The 14,559-nt window shown below is 39.7% G+C and carries 15 protein-coding genes and 1 other RNA gene; 11 read left to right on the top strand and 5 right to left on the bottom strand.

Annotation, left to right across the window (positions count from 1 at the left end; all coding sequences use genetic code 11):
* Nucleotides 1–33 precede the first annotated feature (33 nt).
* From FTU34_RS08635 to FTU34_RS08625, 3 genes are all read left to right on the top strand, one after another.
* Nucleotides 34–918 (top strand): type I secretion C-terminal target domain-containing protein, encoded by an 885-nt coding sequence (locus FTU34_RS08635; RefSeq protein ID WP_180035390.1) that lies wholly within the window; start codon nt 34–36, stop codon nt 916–918.
* Between the two features lie 261 nt (nt 919–1,179).
* Nucleotides 1,180–2,379: a YncE family protein gene (locus tag FTU34_RS08630; protein ID WP_257226254.1), complete on the top strand. Its 1,200-nt coding sequence runs from the start codon at nt 1,180–1,182 to the stop codon at nt 2,377–2,379.
* 85 nt (nt 2,380–2,464) lie between these two features.
* Nucleotides 2,465–2,932: a hypothetical protein gene (locus tag FTU34_RS08625; RefSeq protein ID WP_180035392.1), complete on the top strand. Its 468-nt coding sequence runs from the start codon at nt 2,465–2,467 to the stop codon at nt 2,930–2,932.
* A gap of 145 nt (nt 2,933–3,077) precedes the next feature.
* Here the strand turns inward: FTU34_RS08625 and ssrS are convergent.
* The 3 genes from ssrS to FTU34_RS08610 form a co-directional block, all read right to left on the bottom strand.
* Nucleotides 3,078–3,260, bottom strand: a non-coding RNA gene (gene ssrS, locus FTU34_RS08620) — 6S RNA.
* Nucleotides 3,261–3,359: 99 nt separating this feature from the next.
* Complete coding sequence (locus FTU34_RS08615; RefSeq protein WP_078192941.1) at nt 3,360–3,647, bottom strand: cell division protein ZapA; 288 nt, start codon at nt 3,645–3,647, stop codon at nt 3,360–3,362.
* Between the two features lie 2 nt (nt 3,648–3,649).
* Nucleotides 3,650–4,201, bottom strand: a complete 552-nt coding sequence (locus tag FTU34_RS08610; protein ID WP_078192940.1) for a hypothetical protein — start codon at nt 4,199–4,201, stop codon at nt 3,650–3,652.
* A gap of 64 nt (nt 4,202–4,265) precedes the next feature.
* Between FTU34_RS08610 and FTU34_RS08605 the strand changes: the two genes are divergently transcribed.
* From FTU34_RS08605 to FTU34_RS08580, 6 genes are all read left to right on the top strand, one after another.
* Nucleotides 4,266–4,883, top strand: coding sequence for a UPF0149 family protein (locus FTU34_RS08605; protein ID WP_078192939.1), 618 nt, complete (start codon nt 4,266–4,268; stop codon nt 4,881–4,883).
* A 131-nt stretch (nt 4,884–5,014) separates the two neighbouring features.
* A complete protein-coding gene (gene pepP, locus FTU34_RS08600) occupies nt 5,015–6,349 on the top strand; it encodes a Xaa-Pro aminopeptidase (protein WP_180035393.1) in 1,335 nt (444 codons plus the stop codon).
* Between the two features lie 188 nt (nt 6,350–6,537).
* Complete coding sequence (locus FTU34_RS08595; protein WP_180035394.1) at nt 6,538–7,713, top strand: tetratricopeptide repeat protein; 1,176 nt, start codon at nt 6,538–6,540, stop codon at nt 7,711–7,713.
* Between the two features lie 1,080 nt (nt 7,714–8,793).
* On the top strand, nt 8,794–10,002 hold the full coding sequence (locus FTU34_RS08590; protein WP_180035395.1) for an FAD-dependent monooxygenase: 1,209 nt from the start codon (nt 8,794–8,796) through the stop codon (nt 10,000–10,002).
* Entirely contained in the window at nt 9,999–11,243 is a 1,245-nt protein-coding gene (locus FTU34_RS08585; RefSeq protein WP_180035396.1) for an FAD-dependent monooxygenase, read from the top strand. The genes FTU34_RS08590 and FTU34_RS08585 overlap by 4 nt, the downstream gene beginning before the upstream one ends.
* A 174-nt stretch (nt 11,244–11,417) precedes the next feature.
* Nucleotides 11,418–11,666, top strand: coding sequence for a hypothetical protein (locus FTU34_RS08580; RefSeq protein ID WP_078192934.1), 249 nt, complete (start codon nt 11,418–11,420; stop codon nt 11,664–11,666).
* Between the two features lie 260 nt (nt 11,667–11,926).
* Here the strand turns inward: FTU34_RS08580 and FTU34_RS08575 are convergent, their stop codons facing one another.
* Together FTU34_RS08575 and rsmI are read right to left on the bottom strand one after the other, a co-directional pair.
* Complete coding sequence (locus tag FTU34_RS08575) at nt 11,927–12,202, bottom strand: hypothetical protein (protein WP_257226245.1); 276 nt, start codon at nt 12,200–12,202, stop codon at nt 11,927–11,929.
* Nucleotides 12,203–12,306: 104 nt separating this feature from the next.
* Entirely contained in the window at nt 12,307–13,149 is an 843-nt protein-coding gene (gene rsmI, locus FTU34_RS08570; protein ID WP_180035397.1) for a 16S rRNA (cytidine(1402)-2'-O)-methyltransferase, read from the bottom strand.
* Between the two features lie 10 nt (nt 13,150–13,159).
* On the opposite strand from rsmI, the gene FTU34_RS08565 reads away from it, so the two are divergent.
* Entirely contained in the window at nt 13,160–14,104 is a 945-nt protein-coding gene (locus tag FTU34_RS08565; RefSeq protein WP_180035398.1) for a penicillin-binding protein activator, read from the top strand.
* 46 nt (nt 14,105–14,150) lie between these two features.
* Nucleotides 14,151–14,558 carry a YraN family protein gene (locus tag FTU34_RS08560; RefSeq protein ID WP_180035399.1) on the top strand — a complete coding sequence of 136 codons (408 nt, stop codon included), beginning with the start codon at nt 14,151–14,153 and terminating at the stop codon, nt 14,556–14,558.
* Nucleotide 14,559: the final 1 nt, after the last annotated feature.

Raw genomic sequence — 14,559 nt, 5'->3', positions numbered from 1 at the left:
GCGTATTCAGGTGAAAAATATCCTGTCAATTCAATGATTTTAAACAACTCTGATACAACCAACTATATTGATGGTTTTAACTTAAGTATTACGGGTTTCCAAAATGTAAGTGGTTTCCAAATTAATATGTTGGAAGGTGTACTATTTACGGATGGAACTCAAATTGCTAAGACAGGTGAGAAAAATCAAAATGGACAGGATCAACTTGGTGTATTAGCTCCGGAAGCAGACGCTCCAGAGAAAGTTTTACAATTTACTTTACATGCAGAAGTTCTAAATGATGCAGAGGAAAATGTGAATGTAAATGGTGTGAAATTTAAATCTGCTGCTCTTGATGCTTTAGTTGATGCCAAAGTTTCGGTAAATGGTATATCAGTAAGCAAAGATTCAGATGGGTATTATACTTATCAAGGCACTTCAAGTAGTCAAGTTGAAGATTTTGTAGTGAAAGTTACAGTCCCTGAAACCTCAATTCAAGATGTAAATGTACTTACAACCCAGCTCGAAACAGAGTTAGGAAACAGTAACAATGTGCTTCCTATTCAGGATACAGTGACTGCGACAGCATCGTTTGCGATGTTCTCATTAGAAAGTGAAAGTTTACTTATTGGTGATATTGTTTTCGACCTTCTCGCAAACGACAATTTGGGCGGTAATACATTAACAACAGTAAATGATTTTTCTATTGCTGACCAAATCGATATATCTTCATTACTTTCTGACGATGCAACTGAAGCAAATCTCGCAGAGTTTGTAACAGTAGAATATGACGAAGAAACTGATTCAGCTGTGATTTCAATTGACCGTGATGGCACATCAGGTACGGAATATGAATCACAAGATCTCGTGGTCTTGCTCAATCAAACCAGCAAAGTCGAACTAGATGACCTAATCAATAATAATCAAATTATTTACTAATAATTTGATGAACTAAAAAAGCACCTTCGGGTGCTTTTTTTTGCTTCCCAAAAAGTGAATGCAGATTGAAGACTTGGTTTTAATCAACAACTCATCGGAATTAAAACAAATACGCTATATCTACACTTGTATATTGAATAAGCTTTCTTTGCGCTTAAAAAGCGACACTTATCTGATGACGTAGCTCAAAAGGTATGCATAAAAACAAATCAATGGACAATAAAAATGAAAAAGAATCTCTGGATCAGGACACTTCTTTGTATGACGGTTGCGGTGTCGCCACTTACTTTCGCAGCGACAACCACTGCACCCGTTCCACCCAATAGCCAGCAAGTCTTTTTTGTCGGCAATAACTGGGATGGTACGGTTACAGTCATCAATCCTGCAAAAAACTATCAGAAAGTTGGTGTCATCAATATGGTGCCCGACAAAAAAGAACGGCTCACTGAAATTTACCTTAACCCAGTAAAATTGATCGCCTATAGCTATATTCGTAATACAGCAGGAGAGGGAAATGATCAATTGGTCGATGACATGTATTCCACACCAGATGGCAAATCGGTAGTTGCATCACGCCCAAGTTATGCAGATGTAGTCTCGATTAACATAGCAACAGGAAAAATCAATTGGCGCACACCAGTTGAAGGATTTCGCGCAGACCATATGGCGGTTTCACCCGATGGGCAACAAGTTGCTGTTTCAGCATCTTCAGGGAATGTTGTACATATAATTGATATCAACACGGGCAAAGAGCTAGGACGTTTTGCGACGGGCGATAAACCACATGAAAATATCTATTTTGCCAACGGTACTAAAATCTTAAATTCAGCCATTGGTAATGTCGAAACAGCCATGGATGCATCTTGGCAAGACTTTACCAAAGGCAAACGCTATATCACCATTGCCGATGCTAATAATTTTAAAGTCTTGAAGAAAATTGATTTTCGTCCTGCATTGGATGCCTTTGGTCGTAAAGACCTATCAAACGCTGTGCGTCCAATTGTGTTTAGCAAAGATGAATCCAAAATCTATGCGCAAGTCTCATTTTTTAATGGCTTGGTCGAATATGATCTCAATCAAGGCAAAGTCACGCGCATTGCACAGCTTCCGGGAAGTACAACTATTCCCTCTGATCGCACGAAATGGGTAAATGACTCACGCCATCATGGGCTTTCGATCAGTGGAGATGGTGAAAAACTATGTGTTGCAGGAACGATGGATGATTATGCCACCATCGTCGATCGTAAAACTTTGACCGTGGCGAAATTGATTGCTGCAGGCAAACCGTATTGGGCAACGCAAAGTCCAGATGGTAAACGCTGTGTCATTTCTGAAAGTGCCACAGATGCAGTAACCGTGATTGATTTTGCAACAGGTGAAAAAGTCATCACAGTTCCAGTTGGCAATCACCCACAGCGTGTTCGTTTAGGTTATGCACCAGCAGGATGGGGCAGTCAGTAAAACAGTTTAAATCAAAAGAAAATGGAAAAATCAGAGTCAAATCGGCTCTGAATTTTTTAATTAAAGAACATTTAGAGACTGCATCATGAATAAAAAATTGATAGCTTTAGGATTAACGTTTAGCTTGTTTTTAGGGTTGATAATTCTATTTTTAAAGCCAAAGCAAGAGCACGTAGAGCAGCAACAGACTCAACTGGATACACAAAAAGTTCTTAGCCCGCTTACAGTGCAAACCACTAATAATGCTTTAAATGATCAAAGTTCAAAACAAAAACAAGAAAGACAAGATAAGGAAATGCACACCCAGTTATTACAGCAACGTGAACAGGTATATCAACAATTTCAGCAAATAAACACGCTGATGAGTCAGGGACAGCAGCCGAATCAAAATCAAGTACTCGCTCTACTCGAGCAACAATATAACTTGGTTAAAAAAGGCGTCGTGAAATTGGATGAAGCCATTTCATCAATTCAATATTTACGACAAATACTTCCTGAAATGGACAGAGCTTTGGATAGACAGTTAGCTAAACTGGAACAACTCAAAAAATGAATTAACTTGAGTAAATAAACTTTTAAACTAAACAAATGAAATAATTAAGGGGGAGAACAAAAGTAGAGTGGCGCGGAAATAGAATAGTAAATTAAAAATGTTTTTAAATCAAATACTTATAATTTAAATAAGGATTTGGAAAATAAACACTCCGAAGATGCCGCTGCAAATGTCGTGACCCTGAACCCGATGAGTTCAAGGTGGACGCGACGTACACTCGCTGGGTTTCCCACTCGAGGAGGGCATACGCTCAGAATATACAGAACACATCCATAAGTTTAAGTATCGGCAGGGGATTAGACCTAGCTGGCGAACACCTCAGAGATGTGCTCAGTATAACGAATTCAGCGTTATTGGCAAATCACCAAACACTGACAAAGTGTTTAAAATGAAGCAATCGGGCAAAGTATAATCACTAAACCACCGATTAATCAGTCAATTCTTCAACTTGTTCCAAAATATTTTGCAACAAAAGTTCGCAGTTTGCATATTCTTGCAAACTCTTATTCATTGACAAGACTTCTTGCATTAATTCAAGTGCGACCATAATGATCAGCTTACTCGGTTCCATACGTGGTGCTTTACGACGAAATTCATCGTATTTGTCATTCAGTAATTGTGCTGCGCGTTCTAAATCGGTTTGTTGGTCAGAAGTCGTTGCTAAACGGAAACTATGACCTAGAACTTTTAAATCAACTGCAATTTGTTCACTCATGATCAAACTTCCTCATTACTTTCAGTCGGATGTGCCAATTGTTGAATTTCTTGCGCATGTTGATCTTGAGCTGTACCTAAAATAGCTAAACGTTGAATAATCGCTTCAACTTTTGCTTTGGCATGTTCATTTTTTTGCAATAAACGTTCACGTTCTTGCTGCAAACCTTGAATTTCTTGTTGAGCATGACGCTGTTCATTTTGCATCTTTTCTTTAACGATACGTAGCTCATTACGTTCTGCCAAAATTTCTTGAAAACGATTTTTTAGATCAGTACAGCTTTTTTCAAGACGGCTATATCGGTCAGCCAAAGCAGTTGCATCAGTATTCAGCTGTTGAAGTTGAGCACGTGAATCAGTTAATTGCTCATTCAGCGTATCAATTTCTTCTTGTTTGGAGGTGATAATACCGTTCTTATGTACAATTTGAGCATGATGGTGCTCATCAGACGAGTTTTTCTCATCTTGTAGGGCATTATTTTCGCTTTCAAATTGCGCCAGTCGCTTTTTTAAAACGCTAATATGCGCTTGGAGACGCTGTAATTCTTCTAACATAACGTAGTCGCACAGTCTTGCAAACAAAGGTAATATATACGAAGTATAGAGATTGGATAAGCGAATGCAAGACGATATTTCAGGTTGGTCAGATTGGTCCCAGAATTTTTCTAAAATTGAAGAAATTTCAAGCCCAAGTGAGTTACATGGTCTACTCACTGGTATAGTTTGTGTGTCACAACCCCCGACTCGTGAAGAGTGGCAACAAATTTTAGCAACGCTTGATGTAGCTGAATTAGACGAAGATGCGGTGGCATTGTTGACTGAAGAAGCAGAAGATGTAGCTCATTCACTTTCAGATGATGAACTCGACTATCTTCCTTTATTACCAGATGATGATCACTTGCTAGGTGAGCGTGTGCAAGCCTTGGCAGATTGGTGTGCAGGTGTTGTTCTTGGTTTTGGTTTGGCGGCAGGTCATCTGCGCACCAATGAACAAGAATTGATTGAGCATTTACAGGATGTCGCTTCAGTAGAATTTGAAGATTCAGATGATGATGAAGAAGGTGAAGAAAGCTATCAGGAATTATACGAATTTGTTCGTTTAATCCCAGTGAGCCTGTCTATGGGACGTACCAAAGTTGATGTTTCAGAAACACCGTTGCTACAACTGAGCGCTAAAAATTCATCGGCTCAAGTGGGTAATGTGGTTGAAATGTTCACCCCACATCGTCCAAGCTAAGGCATTAATTTTGCTTATATCTATGTGAGGTATTACGTGTTTTTATACATGCCTCACATAGATTGAGAGATTCATATTCAATTGAATCAAAATTTAAACAATATCAGCCAGCAGGTATAAGAAGTATTTAAATGAAGAAATTAACTCAAGCGGATTTTCAAGAACGTCGAGACATCCTTGCGGGTGAAATGGGACTACGTAGTATTGCAATTATTGCCACGAGCAAAGAAGCCATGCGTAATCGCGACGCAGATTATAAATTTCGAGCTGATAGTAGTTTCTTTTATTTAACAGGTTTTGCTGAACCTGAAGCGGTTGCAGTGATTGAAACTTTTGATACGGAAGAAGAAGGTTATAGCTACAGTTTATTCTGCCGTGAACGTGACCGTGAAATGGAAATTTGGAATGGCTACCGTGCGGGTGTAGATGGGGCAGTAGATGATTATGAAGCCGATGAAGCTTATGCAATTGATTTGCTTGATGAAGAAATTTTAGAAAAATTACAAAATAAAGATAAATTATTCTATCGAATAGGTCAGCAAGCTGATTTCGATGCACGTGTGGCGCAGTGGATTGCAACAGCGAGTGGTGAATCACGCAAAGGTGCGAGTGCGCCTGCACAAGTGATTCAGCTTGATCGTATTATTGATGAAATGCGTCTGCACAAGTCTGATGATGAACTTGAATTGATGCAGATTGCTTCGGATATTTCAGCAGAAGCGCATACTCGTGCCATGCAAACGGTTAAACCGGGCATGATGGAATATGCACTAGAAGCAGAACTGAATTATGTCTTTGGTAAAAATGGCTGTGTGCCTTCCTATAACAGCATTGTCGGCGGCGGTGAAAATGGCTGTATTTTGCACTATGTGGAAAATGACAAAGAACTCAAAGATGGTGATTTGGTACTGATTGATGCAGCATGTGAATATCAGCTGTATGCCTCAGACATTACCCGTACTTTCCCAGTCAACGGTAAATTCAGCCCTGAACAAAAAGCACTTTATAATATCGTACTCGATGCGCAAATTGCGGCGATTGATGCGGTGCGTATCGGCAACTCTTATAAAGAACCACATAACGTTGCAGTGCGTATTTTAGTTCAAGGTTTATTGGATCTTGGCATTATGCAAGGAGATATTGACGAAATCATCGCAAAAGAAAGTTACCGCCAATTCTATATGCATGGTACGGGTCATTGGCTTGGTATGGATGTGCATGACGTCGGTTCATACAAACAAGAGGGTGAATGGCGTGCCTATGAGGAAGGTATGGTTGTGACTGTTGAGCCAGGTCTTTATATTGCGCCAGATGATGAAAGCGTTGATGCGAAATGGCGTGGTATCGGTATTCGTATTGAAGATGATGTTGTAGCGACTAAAAATGGTCCACGTGTTTTAACAGCTGCAGTGGTGAAATCTGTAGAAGACATTGAAGCGCTGATGGCGAAAGCGAAAGCCGCTTAAGTTAATATAGTAATTAAAAAAGCCGGTCAGATGATCGGCTTTTTTATCTACAAGCAGTCTTATAAATACTAGTCATATAGACAAGGTTAATTAGCAATGTAGTTGATTTTATTATGTTAAGTTTTTACAAAAATTAGATATAAGTCTTTTTAAATTAATCGTATAAATTTTTTATTTTAATCATAATTATGGGCGTTAGAAAAGCTGGGGTGGTTATTCCCTTTAATGGCAATCAACAGGATATTGAAAGACTGGTAAATGATTGGCTGGTTTATTTTGAAGAAAACTCAAAATCTGCATTAGATATAGAGTGGCTGACGGATCATATTGTTTGTATCAATAGTGCCGGATTAGCACATTTTGCTTTTACTGAACCTGAAAAATGGAGCAGTTTGCTAAGCAGTCAGTTGCCGATGAAATGGATGATCTTCTTTGATTTTGCAGACACAAATTCAAGCTATAGCTATGCGCTTTATAAAGAGGGTGTAGAAATCAGATGTGTCATTCAAGCGGAAGAAGAGGAACTTTACATGGATGGAGAAAGACAAGATTTTGAAAAGGAATGGTTAAACTTTTCAACAAGGTATTTATACGAATATGTTGAAAATGGCAAAGTTCAAAAAAAATGGACGACTGATTTAAACAGTTTAAAAGAAGAAATCAATCAAGATTTGGAAAGCTATTATCAGTATTATTATTTTAGCGAAAAGGATCATTTAATTTATCATACTCAATTGGTTCGGCAGTTATTGATTGAACTCTTTAAAAACTATGTCGGTTTTGAAATCTTTGATAGTGATTATAATCCAGTAAAGAAAATAAAGTTTAAGTATAACAATCAGCGTACTTATGATGATTATTTGAGTTTAGCCTCAAGAGGGGATATTGCAGCCCAAATTAAATTGGGTGAAATGTATGAAACGGGATGCGGCGTCGAAAAAAATGATGTTACAGCACAAGGATGGTATCAAAAAGCGGCTGATCAGGGTGATGATGCAGCGATGCTGAAGTTAGCCGTGCTGTTGTTCAAAAAGCCATTTAAAACACATATTCATATCGCTTTAGATCTACTGAATCAGTCAGTGGAAAAGGGAAATATAAACGCAAGAACGACTCTTGCTGAAATATATGAAAAGGGCGAAATTCTTGATCAAGATTATAATGTAGCAATGAGCTTGTACAAGCAATCGGCAAAACAAGGCTGTGCAATTGCTCCCTATAAAATTGGCTTAATGTATGAGCTAGGCAATGGCGCAGCTCAAGATTTAAAGATGGCGAAACGCTGGTATCACCAAGCGGCGAATGCTTTTAATCAAGATGCAGAAATTCGATTGAAGAAATTAATCCAGCATTTTAATACTTAAGCCATTCATTTAAATTATTCCGTATTAAGGAGATCATTTCTGTCTTTTGTGTTCTATATCTTTATCTATTGCTATGAAAATAAATTGAATACATGAGCGCAATATTTTGACCAAATCATGGAAAATATTAAATAAATATAAAAAAAGCCGATCTATTGATCGGCTTTTTAGCTTCACTTTGCGATTAAGACTTTTGTAAAAATTCTGTCGCTAATTTTAAAAACTCTTCCGGTTTTTCATATACGGCCAAATGTCCGGTTGCCGGTTCAGCATGTGAAATCAGATCTATAGCATATTTGACCATACACTCGGGTGCATATAATCATAATTACAGCCATTCACTAATGTTTGTTTGTTGATTTTTTTTTTCGCTGTCTCAGTCATATCGGTATGAATCTACAACTCAGCTTGGTGGGTAAATCTTTCTCAATTATTGGTTTGCAGCGTATTTTCTAAGGTTTGCGCCATAGTATTTTCACACCATGCCAAGGTAAAGTTGGCGCTAAAACCTGTTTGAATAATAGTGCTCGACATCGCTTTAGAGTTGCTCTGTACCTAACTCAAATTAAAGCTTGGTACGTGCATCAACTTTAGGATAAGGCGCCAATAACACAACAAAAATTACATTTTCTGGATATATTCTGCTGCGGAATATATCCAGAAAATGTTGTGTAATGAAAAGCTCATTAAACCGAATGGTGTAACATAAGTGGTTTCTGCAGCTGCAATCACTTATTCAACTAATTGAGCAATGGCTAAAGGCTAATCATCAGGTTGTTAGCTTGATATCATCCTTTTGAATGCATCAAAACATGACATGTTCAAATGACGCTGATTTACGCAAATGATGGTTGATTCTGATGGACTTAGCCATTTTTATTGTGATTTTCTCTTTTTTAAAGATCAATATTTACGGTAAGAGATGATTAATTTTGTATTTAATCAGTGCAAATACCTGCAACTAATTTGTATTTCATTATAAAAAATCATGCCCTTGATGTAAGATAAAATTCATTACAGATTATATGTATTTCGAGTGAATGTCCTAAATTCGAATACTTGATAAAAAAGGAAACAAGCATGCAGCAAGAAGTCATCATAGTTGGTGGTGGTATGGTCGGTTTAAGTCTGGCACTCATGTTGGCCAAAGACAAAATTGGCGTAAAACTTTTAGAAGCCATTAAATACCACAATTATGATGATGCAAACCTTGAGCCTTATCACTCGAGTTTTGATGCACGAAACAGCGCATTGTCACGCCGTACGGTGCAAATTTATCAAGAACTAGGTCTCTGGGATGCTTTGCAGGAACACGCCACACCTATTTTAGAAGTGAATATTACAGAGCAAGGCAGTTTTGGTAAGGCAAGACTCAAAGCAGAACAAGAAAAAGTCGAAAGCTTTGGACAAGTTATTGAAAATGCATGGTTAGGCCGTGTGCTGCTCACAGAAGTCAAAAAACAACAATTCATTGAATTAATTGACGGCGTACAAGTGACTTCGCTGACGCAGGATGCAGACCATGCCTATATTGAAGCAAAGCGTGCTGAAGAACAGCTCAAACTACAATCTAAAATTGTGATTGCCGCCGATGGCCGTGATTCATTCTGCCGTAAAGCCTTAGGTATTGGCGCATCGGTGCATGATTATGACCAAGTGGCGATTGTCACTACAGTACAAACCTCTAAACCGCATGGTCATGTCGGTTTCGAGCGTTTTAGTCCGCTTGGTCCGCTAGCGCTGCTACCACTTCCAGGTGAATACCGTCGCTCAGTGGTTTGGCCTGTTCCTAAAGGAACTGAAGGCGAGTGGATGGGTGATGAAAATGATCAGCACTTCTTAGATGCTTTACAAGAAACCTATGGCGACCGTGCAGGTAAATTCCAAAAAACTGGTAAACGTTTCAGCTTCCCATTGTCGCAAGTACTTGCAGAGAAACAAGCTGTAGGTCGTGTAGTGCTCATGGGAAATGCTGCCCATACCATTCACCCAGTTGCTGGTCAGGGCTTTAACTTATGTATGCGCGATGCCTATGTACTACGCCGTTATTTAAAAGAGCAAGTTGAAAAAAATGCAGATCTGGGTGATGCAGCTATGTTGCTTGATTATGAAAAATCGCGCCTGACCGATCAGCAGCGGGTGATTAAATTCTGTGATTCAGTTGTTCGTGGTTTTAGCAACCAGAACCCATTTTTAAAATTGATTCGCAATACTGGATTAGTTGCCTTTGACACCATTCCGGGGATTAAGCCTTTAGTCGCGAATTATGCAATGGGGCTAAAAGCATGAGTTTAAATCATACAGATGTACTGGATGCCGTGATTGTCGGAGGTGGCTTGGTCGGTGGCTTAACGGCATTGCTGTTGGCGCAAGGCGGTGTGCAGGCTACGGTATTGGATGCGGCACCTATTTTGGATGTAGAAAAAACCAAAAGTGTTGCGAATCCTCGGGTTTTGGCGCTCAGTCAAGCCACCATTCATTTACTCAAGACTGTGGGCGTTTGGGAAAAACTTGCCCGTCAACAGCCTTATACAGGCATGCAGGTGTGGAATAAAAATGGCTATGGAGAAATCAATTTTGGTCATGTTGCAGAGCAAACACCATCAGTTGAGCAAGCTTTAGGTTCAATGGTTGAACCAAGCGTATTGAATTTAGCCATTCAACAAAAAATGCTAGAAAAACTCGAAGACTACCGAACCCAGGTTAAGGTCAGTCGAGTTGAGCGCGGCGTTGGTGTGTGGATCATTCACCTCGCAGATGGTACCCAGCTCAAAACAAAACTGGTGATAGGTGCAGATGGTGCAAACTCATTTGTTCGTGAGCAAGCTTTCATCGATCTAGATGTGCTGGACTATAAACAAGCCGGTGTGAGCTGTGCAATTAAAACCGCCCAACCGCATCAGCATGTAGCGCGTCAAATTTTCTTAGAAACTGGGCCTTTGGCATTTTTGCCGATGGCGAGTCTGAAAAAAGAAGAAAGTGGTTATTGGCAATCCATTGTGTGGACCTTACCAGATGATTATGCCGATGAATATGTGGCTTTATCCGATGTTGAATTTACTGCGTTGCTCACTCGAGAAAGTCATCACATGCTCGGTGAAGTCTTAGAAGCAACGCCACGTGCTAAATTTCCATTGAAGGCACGAGCGGCACAGCAATACGTTCATGATGGTCTGGCGCTGATTGGAGATGCGGCCCATGTGATTCATCCGCTTGCAGGACAAGGCGTGAATATTGGCTGTTTAGATGCAGCAGTGCTTTGCGATGTGCTTTTGACCGATAAAAAACGTGGTGTGTGGGCACATGAACAAAGTTTGAAGCGCTATGAACACCGCCGTAAAGGGCAAAACGATGCCATGATGCATAGTATGTCCGCGATTGGTTGGTTAGAAACCACAACTTTTTCTCCTGTGGTGTGGGCGCGAAACTTTGGTTTAAAACAAGTGGAAAATCAGACTGTTCTTAAAGATGCATTTATGGCTCAAGCCAATGGTCTGAGTATTTTAAAAGATACAATCTACGCAGCTTAGGTCAAAGTCAGATATTTTTTAGACAGTCGTATAAACAAGGTTACGATTTTGATTAAAAAAGATACGATTTTTTGATTATGGGTACTAGTCGAAATGCTCAGACATTGCTAAATTTCTGTTAATTTAAAACCAGCCATTCGCTGGCAAACAGAAGTCATTCGCGGGGAGAACACAATGACTGATATGAACGATTATGATGATCCAGAAGATTCAGTAGTTGATGAAGATGAAGCACAAGCAGCTGAAAAAGGTGCAGGTGACGCAGCTGATTCTGCCTCTGATGATGACACCTCTGAAGCTGAAACATTAACAGTGACTGCAAAACTAAAACAACGTCAGGCGCTTGAAGATGAAGTTGCTGCGTTCTTAGCGCGTGGTGGTCGTATTACCGAAGTCCCTCCAGACGAATCGGCAAAAGATTAAAATGAAAAAACACCACGTCATGTGGTGTTTTTTTTGCTTCATTCGCTTGTGCGATGATGCACGTCATTCATTTTTTAACTAAGCATGTTTAGTTATGACGTTGTGAAGTTATTTTAAGCCGTCTTTGGCTTCATATATTTACGACTGATCGCGTAAATAGGATAGAACACAAAATGCAGTAAAAGCAAAAACATACAATTAATAATAAATGCAGCAATATACAGCGGTGCATGCATGGCCGCCACAGCAGCGACAAAAGATTAAAAAAGTAATACCGCACTCAAAACGACATAAGCCCAATAACGATGCCTATCCCAAAATTGGCTCAGTTTCAGTAAATTACCGACTACAAAATAGAGGGAATAATATCCACAGACCATCGCAATCGCGCTATGATAGGCCGTCATTTGCTCGCCACTAATATAGTGCGGATAGGGTTGAATGCCAGTATAAATAATATATGCAAGGGCCGTGAGCCAAACCAGATTAAAGAGAATGAACACCAGCGGTTTTTTGACAGACAGATTTATGGACATGTAATAAACAACTTTTTTCATTCTATTTAAATTGTTGTAAGGAATAGCTTATGGAGCCCGAAGATCCCATAAGCGGTTCAAATTAAAAATAAAAAAAATTAAGCTTAATCGTTCGCTTGGGTTAACTCTAAAGCACGTTGATAGGCCACTTTCTTTTTAATCCCAGTTAAATCTGCAGCCAACTGAGAGGCAGCTTTAACGGACAAATCTTGAAGTAAACGTGTCAGCAATTTGTCTAACTTTTCTTGCTCTAGGTCTTTTTCTTCGGTCGCACCACCAATAACCAAAACGATTTCGCCTTTTTGCTGATTATGATCAGATTCGACAAAATGAACCAATTCACCCAATGACATTTTTTTAATGGTTTCAAATGTTTTGGTAATTTCACGTGCAAAGCCCACAGGACGATCTGCACCAAAGACATTCGACATATCTTTTAAGCAGTCCACAATACGGTGCGGCGCTTCATAGATAATCATGGTTTGAGTTTCATTTTTCAATTTTTCCAGTGCTAAAAGACGTTGTGACTGTTTAGACGGTAAAAAGCCTTCGAAACTAAAACGGTCACTGGGTAGGCCGACAGCACTGAGAGCTGCAATGGCAGCACAGGCACCCGGCACAGGAATGACACGAATATTTTTTTCTTGTGCAGCACGAACCAGTTTAAAGCCGGGGTCACTGATCAATGGTGTGCCTGCATCACTGATCAGCGCCATATTTTCACCCTTTTCTAGGCGTTCAATCAGCTGGTCGATTTTGTTGCTTTCGTTATGGTCGTGGCAGGCAGTTAAAGGCGTATTGATACTAAAATGTTTAAGTAATTGTGCGGAAGTTCGTGTATCCTCGGCGGCAATAATTTTAACCGACTTCAATACCTCAATTGCACGATAACTAATATCATCTAAGTGCCCGATTGGAGTTGCAACAACAAATAACTGAGCACTCATAGGTTTCTCCATGTTGGATAATAAGAACAAAATTTTGGGTCTTTGCCTTTTAAGCAGTCTGTTTACTGCTGCACAGGCAGACGTCTTGGTCATTCTACCTGAATCTGGCCCTATGGCGCGAGCCGCATCCAGTATTAAGCAAGGTTTCAATAGCGCATATCAATCGTCAGACTACAAAGTACCCATTAAGTTTGTGGATTCAAATCAAAAGCAAATTGCTGCGATATTGAAGCAACAGGTAAATAAAAAAACTCAATTGGTGATTGGCCCTTTAGCACGTCAAGATGTTGAAGCACTTGTAAAAGCAAAGCCTAAAGTCCGCGTGTTGGCTTTAAATGAAACGACAAGCCAAATTCCAAACGTCTGGCAGTACAGTTTATCGAAACGGGATGATGCTTTAGCACTCCAAAAAGTTTTTGAAAAAGACAAATTAGCGCAAGTGTTAGTGTTACGTCAGCCCGCAACTGAGGCAGAACATGAATTATTGCTCATGTCCTTAATCAGCCAAAGTTCAGTGCCGACTCAAGTGGTTGAACAGCTCCCAACGAAGCTGGACAAAAATCAAGGGGTGCTGTTGCTGGGCAATAATGAATGGTTAAACAGTCAAAAAAAACTACCTAAAGCAAAACTATATACCGTTGCCAATGCGATTGAAGCCACAAAGCCCATTCCTGTAGGGCTGAAATTTTGTGATGCACCTGCATTGCATGACGCACGTTGGCCTGACCTGATCCGAGCTTATGAGGAAAACCCAGTAGATATGCCATATCAACGTCTTTTAGCTTTTGGAGGAGACACATGGCATATCGCCAAACAATATTTGCAAGAACCGAAATTAAAAAGCATTGAGTTTCAGGGGCGAACAGGGCTAATCAAAATTAGTCAAAATAATATTCAGCGTGTTCCCCACTGCTATGAGCGAAGTAAAAAAGGCATCGTGGCGATCTCACTTTAGGGATGAAACGATGCAGCTAAACTTAGAGTAGATGAATTTGGGACAGATGAATCTGGGACAGTGGGCAGAACAGCAAGCGCTACGTTTGGTTGAGCAGCAAGGCTATGTACAGGTGCAACAGAATTATCATAGTCGTTATGGTGAAATTGATTTGATCGTCACACGTGGTCAAGAATTGGTGTTTATCGAAGTTAAAGCTCGTTCGCATACCCGTTATGCCCAAGCCATCGAAAGTATCTCAATTCACAAACAACGTAAGATGATGAAGACTGCGTTGCATTTTTTAAATGAACAGTCACATTTTCCAAATTATTATTGTCGCTTTGATGCAATTTGTTTTGATTTTTATCAACACTTTGCAAAAACACTACAGCAAGACTTTTCTAAATACCCGTATCATCAGCAATGGATTGAAAATGCTTTTACTTTTGATCAAGAGTTGATTAATCTTTGAT

The sequence above is a fragment of the Acinetobacter sp. YH12094 genome, assembly GCF_013419295.1.
Lineage (GTDB): Bacteria > Pseudomonadota > Gammaproteobacteria > Pseudomonadales > Moraxellaceae > Acinetobacter > Acinetobacter amyesii.
This window is presented reverse-complemented; position numbering and strand designations above follow the sequence as displayed.

Bases quoted from the DNA above. Each gene is read 5' to 3' on its own strand.
- FTU34_RS08635 (WP_180035390.1), top strand. From the start codon at position 34: ATGATTTTAAACAACTCTGATACAACCAACTATATTGATGGTTTTAAC.
- FTU34_RS08630 (WP_257226254.1), top strand. From the start codon at position 1,180: ATGACGGTTGCGGTGTCGCCACTTACTTTCGCAGCGACAACCACTGCA.
- FTU34_RS08625 (WP_180035392.1), top strand. From the start codon at position 2,465: ATGAATAAAAAATTGATAGCTTTAGGATTAACGTTTAGCTTGTTTTTA.
- FTU34_RS08615 (WP_078192941.1), bottom strand. From the start codon at position 3,647: ATGAGTGAACAAATTGCAGTTGATTTAAAAGTTCTAGGTCATAGTTTC.
- FTU34_RS08610 (WP_078192940.1), bottom strand. From the start codon at position 4,201: ATGTTAGAAGAATTACAGCGTCTCCAAGCGCATATTAGCGTTTTAAAA.
- FTU34_RS08605 (WP_078192939.1), top strand. From the start codon at position 4,266: ATGCAAGACGATATTTCAGGTTGGTCAGATTGGTCCCAGAATTTTTCT.
- pepP (WP_180035393.1), top strand. From the start codon at position 5,015: ATGAAGAAATTAACTCAAGCGGATTTTCAAGAACGTCGAGACATCCTT.
- FTU34_RS08595 (WP_180035394.1), top strand. From the start codon at position 6,538: ATGGGCGTTAGAAAAGCTGGGGTGGTTATTCCCTTTAATGGCAATCAA.
- FTU34_RS08590 (WP_180035395.1), top strand. From the start codon at position 8,794: ATGCAGCAAGAAGTCATCATAGTTGGTGGTGGTATGGTCGGTTTAAGT.
- FTU34_RS08585 (WP_180035396.1), top strand. From the start codon at position 9,999: ATGAGTTTAAATCATACAGATGTACTGGATGCCGTGATTGTCGGAGGT.
- FTU34_RS08580 (WP_078192934.1), top strand. From the start codon at position 11,418: ATGACTGATATGAACGATTATGATGATCCAGAAGATTCAGTAGTTGAT.
- FTU34_RS08575 (WP_257226245.1), bottom strand. From the start codon at position 12,202: ATGTCCATAAATCTGTCTGTCAAAAAACCGCTGGTGTTCATTCTCTTT.
- rsmI (WP_180035397.1), bottom strand. From the start codon at position 13,149: ATGAGTGCTCAGTTATTTGTTGTTGCAACTCCAATCGGGCACTTAGAT.
- FTU34_RS08565 (WP_180035398.1), top strand. From the start codon at position 13,160: ATGTTGGATAATAAGAACAAAATTTTGGGTCTTTGCCTTTTAAGCAGT.
- FTU34_RS08560 (WP_180035399.1), top strand. From the start codon at position 14,151: ATGAATCTGGGACAGTGGGCAGAACAGCAAGCGCTACGTTTGGTTGAG.